Genomic DNA, 7,932 nt, shown 5'->3' with positions numbered 1-7,932 from the left:
CGGCCACACACCACCAGAAATTGCCCAACCGTCACGGCAAAGACCGTTGCAGTACTAACGCGACCGACGGCGGCGGGCAGCGGATCGCCGAGGTGCTGGTGGGAGTGGAGGCCGGCCCGGGATCTACCCGGCTGGTGCGGGTCCTGCAGTCGCAGAGCGCCCTGACCAAGGCGGACGCCGACGCACTTTTCGGCCGCCTTGCCGGCCCCGCCGCAGGCGGTGGCCGATCTGGTCGGACGGCTGCCGGGTGGAGATTGCGGGCGTTTCGGCAGCTGATGAGGGCGTCGATGAGGCATGCCTGGGTTATCCAGAACCGTTTGATCGCGCAGCCTCCTCGTTCGACCGATTAGTTTCACATGCAACTATCAAGGGTGGTCTGCACGGTCGCGTCCTTCTCATGATCACACGGGTACGTCTTTGTGGCCCAGCTGTGGCCTCAGGCAAGGCGTGGAGTGCACCAGTGTCGAGGTGGGGGGGTGTCCGCGCTGGTGGAGCAAGTCGCAGGCGTGTGTGTTTCTTGGCTTCTTTGCGTCATCTTGGGTGTCCGGTGTTTGGCGCTGGTGGTGGGTTGTCGGACGGGTCGGTTACGGTGCAGGTTCGCGTACGCAACGAGTAACGGGGGTGGCGGGTATGCGTGCTGAGGCGTTGGCGCTGCGGCTGACGGAGTTGGCCGGGACCGGAGCGGGGGATCTGCGGTCGTTGGTGGGGGAGTTCCGGCGCAGTGAGGTGCTGGTGCCGGTGGTGGAGGGGTCGTTGCTGTCGGTGGAGTTGGGCGGGATTCGCTGGCTGTTCGCCTTCACGGACGACGCTGCTCTTGCGCGCTTCGGGGTGGCGCGCGGTGAGACGTTCCATGAGCGGGTTCCGGTGTACGGGGCGCGGCTGCTGGACCAGTTGATCCCGAACGCCGGTGAGCCGATGGGCATTGCGCTGGATGCGGGGAGTGAGACGGGCATGGTGCTGCCGCCCGTGGCGGGCATCGTGCCGGACGCAGTGGCCATGGACGCGAAGGACGCGCACGCGGCGGGGGCAGCCGGATGAGCGGCGACGGTTACCAGCTTGATCCGGGCGCTCTCGAGCGCATCACCAAAGGCATCAATCAGGCCATGTCGGAGCTGAAGGAGCTGGGCTTCGACATCGAGGCGAATCTCGGGCGCGGCTTCGACGATCTGGAGCTGGCGGACCTGGAGGTGGGCGACTCCGGTCTGCGGGAGACGTTCGCCGGCTTTTGCGACCGGTGGGGGTGGGGGGTGCGTTCCCTGATGCAGGACGCCAATGAGTTCGCGGCACGGCTCAACCTCTCGGCGGGGATCTACCACGAGCAGGAGCAGTACGCCTCGAACACGCTGAAGACCGTGTGGACGGCTGCGGCAGGCAACCCGTACATGTCCAAGGAGGAGGTCGAGCAGCACTCCTGGGACGACACGCTCAAGGACAACTCGCTGTCGCACCTTGCGAATCCGGACTACAGCCCCGAGTCAGTCCTGGAGGGGCAGGCCGGTGCCCGGCAGGCGTGGGGACAGGCCTGGCAGGACATTGAGACGTCCACGGTGACCCCGGACGCGCTGCTCGACGAGAGAACCGACTGGCAATGGGATGGTCCGCCGCAGACCGAGGGCGAAGCGCCTGTGGAGGGTGAGCACTGATGGGCCTCGGGGATGCGATCAACAAGGTCGGCGACGGCATCGGAAGCGCACTCGACTCCGCGAAGGAGGGTGTCGGCGAGGCCGTCAACTGGACCACGGACAAGACCGCCGTCGGCCTGACCGAACTCGGTGCCGACGGTATGGCCGAAGGGGTCCGCGATTTCGGCGAGGGAGTGAACAACCGCCTGGGCGGCAACGTTCAGGAGCGGCAGCTGGGTGAGAGTAACGAACCCACGGAGCTGATCCACGGCAGCCCCGCTGCGCTCGAGGCGCGGGCCAAGCACCTGCGTGACTTCCAGAAGGCGTTCGACAACGTTGGCCAGGGCATGCGGTCGCTGGACGCAGGAGGCTGGCAGGGCCAGGCCGCGGACGCCTTCCGCGACAAGTTCGGCATGCACCCCAAGCAGTGGCTGGGGGCAGCCGACGCGTGCGAGGAGGCCAGCCGGGCCCTGGACGCGTACGCGGACACGGTGCGCTGGGCCCAGGACCAAGCCCGGGCCGCGATCGACCTCTACCGCAAGGCCGAGCAAGCGAGCAAGCAGGCGTCCGACGCCCACGACGCAAACGTGAACGCCTACGACAAGGCCGCCAGCCAGTACAACCAGGCTGCCCAAGCGGGTCGGGATCCGGGTCCCATGCCCCGGCAGCTGGGCGAGTTCAACGATCCCGGCACAGCAGCCCGCAAGGAAGCCCACGAAATCCTCGCTGAGGCGCGCCGCCAGCGCAGCTCGGCTGCCCGCGACGCCCGGGCCAAGGTGAACAGCGCTCTGGAGAAGGCCCCTGCCAAACCGGACTTCACCGACCGGCTCGCAGCGAATGCCAAGGATGGGTGGGTCGGCACCCAGCTCAACAGTGCGCATGTCCTGGGTGGTTTCCTCAAGGGGGGCGCGGACATGGTGAAGCTGGCCCGCACGCTCAACCCGATGGACAGCTACAACCTCACCCACCCCGCTGAGTGGATGAAGAACTCCAACATGCTGCTGGCTGGCCTGACCGGCACCGCAGCACACCCCGAACGGCTGCCCGCGGCCATGCTCGGCAGCGGCTGGAAGAGCGACCCGGGCGACGCAGGCGGCTATTTCCTGTCGAACCTGATCGGCGGCAAGGGCGCGGGCGGGGTGGCCAAGGGGGCCGCTCGGGGAGCGGCGAGAGGTGCGGGGACGGGTGCCGCGCGCCGGAGTCTCGACGTGGCGCTCAAGGACCTTGCCAGGCAACTGAAGTGCAAGTGGTTCGGCGACCCCATCGACATGGCCACCGGCCGGATGGCGTTGTCCCAGACCGACGTATCACTGCCCGCCCGGTTGCCACTGGTCTTCACCCGGCAGTTCGAGTCGTCCTACCAGGCCGGCCGCTGGTTCGGCCCCAGCTGGACCTCCACCGCCGACCAGCGCCTGGAGATCGACGCAGAAGGCGTCATCTTCATCCGTGACAACGGGGCCATGCTGGCCTACCCCCATCCCGCACCCGGCGTGCCGACGCTGCCCCTGGAGGGGGGCCGGTATCCGCTGAGCATCGACGCCTACGGCGACTACACCGTTTCCGACGAGCTGAGCGGCCGAATATGGGACTTCGCATCCCCTGGCGGCGATGGCAACGGCATCGCGCTACTGGCGCAGATCATCGATCGCTCGGGCCAGTGGCTCACCTTCGAGTACGACGACCAAGGCTCCCCGACCGGCGTCGTGCACTCGGCCGGCTACCACCTCAAGATCACGACGGCCGAGGGCCGAATAACCGCCCTGCACCTGGCGGGCGCCGCCACGGACGGCGGCGATCAGGTACTGGTCCGCTTCGGCTTTGACGAGCACGGCTACCTGGCGGCGGTGACCAAGTCCTCCGGCATTCCGACCCGCTTCACCAACGACTCTCTCGGCCGTATCACCGCCTGGACCGATACCAACAACTCGTCCTACAACTACATCTACGACGACCAGGGGCGCTGCACCCACCAGTCAGGCGAAGCAGGCCACCTGCGAAACACGTTCACCTACGACGACACCGATCCCGACGGGAGCCGTGTCATCACCGCGACCAACTCGCTCGGCCACAGCACGCGCTACCACGTCAACCGTGACCTGCAGGTCGTCAAAGAGATCGCCCCTGACGGGGCCACCACGCACACCACCTACGACCGGTACGACCGCCCCCTGACCGTCACTGACCCGCTCGGGCGCACGGTCTGCTATGCGTACGACGCAGCGGGCCGCACAGTGATGGTCGTCCGCCCGGACGGCCGCTACAGCAGCATCGGCTACAACGACCAAGGCATGCCAGTCTCCATAGCCGGAGCCGACGGCACTCACCTCACCCAGGCATTCGACAAGTTCGCCAACCGGACGTCGTTGACTGATTCCTCGGGTGCGACGACGCGTTTCGCGTATGACCAGTGGGGCCATTTGGCAGGCGTCACGGATGCCCTGGGGGCGACGACAACGGTTGTCTGCAACGCCGCCGGCCTCCCGGTGGAAGTCACCAATTCCCTTGGCGCTGTGTCGCGTTATGAGCGGGATGGTTTGGGTCGCCCGGTCGCAGTCACTGACCCGCTGGGCGCGACGACCCGGATGTACTGGACGGTTGAGGGCAAGCTGGCCCGGCGCATCGCTCCGGACGGCGCTACGGAGTCGTGGACGTACGACGGCGAGGGAAACTGCACGTCACACACAGACGCAATGGGCGCGCTCTCGTCCTTCGAGTACACGCACTTGGACTTGATGTCGGCTCGTACGGGCCCGGACGGGGCCCGCTACGAGTTTGAGCACGACACGGAACTCCAGCTCCGAAAGGTCACCAACCCCGATGGGCTGACTTGGAGTTACGAATATGACCCGGTCGGCCGCCTGATAGCCGAGACGGACTTCGACGACCGCGCCCTGACATACGCCCATGACGCGGCAGGCCAGCTGACGATGCGGACGACGGCCTCCGGTTCGGTGATTCGCTTTGAGCGGGATGTGCTGGGTCGCACGGTGACGAAGGACGCGGCGGGCGCGGTGACGACGTACAGGTACGACCCAACGGGCGGCCTGGCCCGGGCGACCGGACCGGACGCAGTCCTGACGTTGGAACGGGACGATGCAGGCCGCCTGCTGGCGGAGACAGTCAACGGCCGTGCGGTGACGTACACCTACGATGCACTAGGACGCCGTACCGGCCGCACCACCCCGATGGGCGCGGTCAGCACGTGGACCTATGACGCGGCAGGCAACCGCACCGAACTGGCCACCTCCGGCCGGACCTTGACCTTCGAGCACGACAAGGCAGGCCGAGAACTCTCCCGCCACCTGGCCGGAGCTCTGACCGTCACCAGCGCATTCGACGGCCTCGGCCGCCTGACCAAACAGGAGCTGGTCGACCCAGCCGACCAGCGCGTCCAGCAGCGGGCCTACTCATACCGCGCGGACGGCAACCTGGTCGGCATCGACGATCAGCTCAACGGATCCAGCCGCTTCGACCTGGACGCGGCAGGCCGGGTCACCGCGGTCCACGCGGCAGGCTGGACGGAGGCATACGCATATGACAAGGCGGGCAACCAGACGTCGGCCTCCTGGCCCGCCCCCATGCCGGGCCAGGAAGCAGTAGGCCCGCGCACCTACACCGGGACACGCATCCGCACGGCGGGCGGGGTCCGCTACGAACACGACATGGCGGGCCGCATCGCACTGCGCCAAAAGCCACGCCTGTCCCGCAAGCCAGACACCTGGCGCTACACCTGGGACGCGGAGGACCGCCTGGTCTCGGTCCTCACACCGGACGGCACGACCTGGCGCTACCAGTACGACCCGCTGGGCCGGCGCATCGCCAAGCGACGTCTCGCTCCGGACGGTTCCGAAACGGTCGTGGAGCAGGTTGACTTCACCTGGGACGGCACGACGCTATGCGAACAGACGACTCACGCGACGGGGATCCCGAGGGTGGTCACCCTCACTTGGGACCACGACGGCCTGCGCCCACTAGCCCAAACCGAACGCAAAACGGCTTCCGATGCCAGGCAGGCGGCAGTCGATGAACGCTTCTATGCCATCGTTACTGACCTTGTCGGCACCCCCACCGAACTCCTCGACGAGCGAGGCGACTTCGCCTGGCGCACCCACACCACCCTCTGGGGCACCACAGCTTGGAACCGAGGCGCCACTGCCTACACCCCGCTCCGCTTCCCCGGCCAATACCACGACCCTGAAACTGGCCTCCACTACAACTACTTCCGCCACTACGATCCCGAGACCGCCCGCTACCTCACGCCCGACCCACTCGGACTCGCTCCGGCCCCCAACCCCCTCGCGTACGTCCACAATCCCCATACCTGGGGCGACCCTCTCGGCTTGTTGCCCTGTGAAGATGGGGGAAAAGCAGAGAAACTCAACCCTGGCGAAATTTACCTGTACCGTGCGGTCAAGGAGCAAGAGCTCAGCCAACTTCAAGGAAGTCGCCGTTTTGAGAATCCATACGGAATCGAATCGAAATACTTTAGCCACACGGCAGAAGGGGCGGCCGCATACGCTCGCGAAATATATAGCTTGCTACCCGATGAAGGTCCCTATCACATCGCGTATGGCTCAATCCCAGAGAGTGTAATTAAGGCGGAGAGTAGAATTGAGCACCTTGCAGATGCAGGAGGCGCTGTAGACCGGCCAGTCGCCATCAGCTCAGAAGAAATGCAGAGAATGGGCCGAGTTCGATTCATGCCGAGTATGCCAATCCCCGGGAGCGGAAGATGAACATCTACATCACTTCCCAGAAACCTCAGGTTCTCGCTTTGTGGAAGGAATGTATTCCGCCGTCAACTCTCATTGAGTATCGCGATGTATCCCCCACTCAACTCTCTGTAGATGCCATTCTGATGGCCGGATCTTTCGCGTTCGAAAGATACGGTGGTCGCCCACAGAGAGACGTCGCGCAAATCCTGCCGAACCGGAGGAACGACAACCTTCCGAACCTCGTCATCATTCCTCCTTATCGCCCTGTAGCCGACCAGGAGGGCGGCGGCCACCTAGCAGCACCAGGATGGGAGGACACTAGCCCGGCATTTCACGCAATCTCCCGCAGCCTACTGGCAATTCGAGAGTGGAATTCGACTAATGAACACCTTCTCGCGATTTCTACAGTGAACATGTCGCTGCCATTCCTGGGCATGAACGATGAAACCGATCAGTCTACACCAATGTCGGCGTATCGAGCGTTGAGTGAATGCGGTGAGTTTTTCGTAACCTGATCCGTGACTGCTCATGGTCCGTTGTGTGGTCTTCGCGTGATCGTCTTTTTTGGTCTGTTCGTGGAGCGGGCGAATCACCAGCTGTCGTACGGCGATCTCATGCGCGCGATCGCGGATCTGCCAAAGTCAAGGTGACAGAAGCACTCGCGGCGGTATCATCAGCCACTGCCCCAGACCCAGCATTACTGGCGTGCGCGTCGTTACGGGACAGCTCGTATTCTCTGGTCACACGGCACGCCCAGTTGCTGCACCACGAACCCTATGCATTCCACGCCCATGTCAGGTCTTCCGTGCTCGGCTCTATTGATCCGAAACGCTTGTGATTCTGGGTCGTTGAGCTGGGTGTGAGTGATCTGGTGGGGGACGCGCGGCATCTGTCGCCGTCGGCGCAGGAGGTTCTGCGGTTGCGGGCGGTGGCCGCTTTGGTGGCGGGGCGGGACGGTGAGGACGTTGCGGCGGTGTTCGGGGTGTAGTTGAAGGCCGTGGACAACTGGTGGGCGAGGTGGCAGGGCGGGGGCCGGGACGCACTGCTCGCGCAGCCGCGTGGTCGCCCGGTGGGGGTCCATCAGGTGCTGGGCGAGGCCAAGCAGGCCGCCGTGCGCCAGGCCGTACTTGACTATCGGCCGAGCGATGTGGGCCTGGTGGGGCAGTTGTGGACGCGGAGCCTGATCGGTGACCTGATCGCGAAGCTGTACCGGGTGCGGCTGACCGAACCGGGAGTGGGCAAGTACCTGAAGCGGTGGGGGCTTTCCTTCCGGCGTCCCGACAAGCGGGCGGTGGAACAGGACCCGCAGGCGGTGCGGCGCTGGCACGAGGAGACCTTGCCGGCGATCCGGGCCAGGGCGAAGGCCGAGGGCGGTGAGATCCTCTTCGCCGATCGGTGTCCGTTCCGATCAGGTCACCGGCCGGACCTGGGGCGAGAAGGGGCGTACCCCGATCGTGCGGCGCACGGGCAACCGGTTCTCGGTGAACGCGATGTCCGCGATCAGCACCAAGGGCCGGATGCACTTCATGGTCTTCACTGAGCCTCTTTCATCCTGAATAGTCGCAGGTCAGCAGGGTGTGGATGGCTTGGACGGT

General features: G+C 65.4%; 7 protein-coding genes. All 7 read left to right on the top strand.

Annotated features, from left to right (window positions below):
* Nucleotides 1-350: hypothetical protein (locus tag IE185_RS33550; RefSeq protein ID WP_229843848.1), on the top strand; the 350-nt coding region annotated here is incomplete at its 5' end.
* 280 nt (nucleotides 351-630) lie between these two features.
* Complete coding sequence (locus IE185_RS32560; RefSeq protein WP_138899129.1) at nucleotides 631-1,038, top strand: SseB family protein; 408 nt, start codon at nucleotides 631-633, stop codon at nucleotides 1,036-1,038.
* Nucleotides 1,035-1,643 (top strand): hypothetical protein, encoded by a 609-nt coding sequence (locus tag IE185_RS32555; RefSeq protein ID WP_138899128.1) that lies wholly within the window; start codon nucleotides 1,035-1,037, stop codon nucleotides 1,641-1,643. The genes IE185_RS32560 and IE185_RS32555 overlap by 4 nt, the downstream gene beginning before the upstream one ends.
* Nucleotides 1,643-6,358: a putative T7SS-secreted protein gene (locus tag IE185_RS32550; protein ID WP_189716537.1), complete on the top strand. Its 4,716-nt coding sequence runs from the start codon at nucleotides 1,643-1,645 to the stop codon at nucleotides 6,356-6,358. Before IE185_RS32555 ends, IE185_RS32550 begins: the two co-directional genes overlap by 1 nt.
* A complete protein-coding gene (locus tag IE185_RS32545; RefSeq protein WP_138898188.1) occupies nucleotides 6,355-6,852 on the top strand; it encodes a hypothetical protein in 498 nt (165 codons plus the stop codon). The genes IE185_RS32550 and IE185_RS32545 overlap by 4 nt, the downstream gene beginning before the upstream one ends.
* A gap of 344 nt (nucleotides 6,853-7,196) precedes the next feature.
* Nucleotides 7,197-7,325, top strand: coding sequence for a hypothetical protein (locus IE185_RS33795; RefSeq protein ID WP_268246691.1), 129 nt, complete (start codon nucleotides 7,197-7,199; stop codon nucleotides 7,323-7,325).
* 9 nt (nucleotides 7,326-7,334) lie between these two features.
* The gene (locus IE185_RS32540; RefSeq protein ID WP_444545116.1) at nucleotides 7,335-7,877 is read left to right on the top strand and encodes a winged helix-turn-helix domain-containing protein; all 543 of its coding nucleotides are present in this window, start codon (nucleotides 7,335-7,337) and stop codon (nucleotides 7,875-7,877) included.
* Nucleotides 7,878-7,932: the final 55 nt, after the last annotated feature.

It is taken from the genome of Streptomyces chryseus (genome assembly GCF_014650755.1).
Taxonomy (GTDB): Bacteria; Actinomycetota; Actinomycetes; order Streptomycetales; family Streptomycetaceae; genus Streptomyces; species Streptomyces chryseus.
Note: the sequence above shows the minus strand (reverse complement) of the source record. Positions and strands in the feature narration are given on the sequence as shown.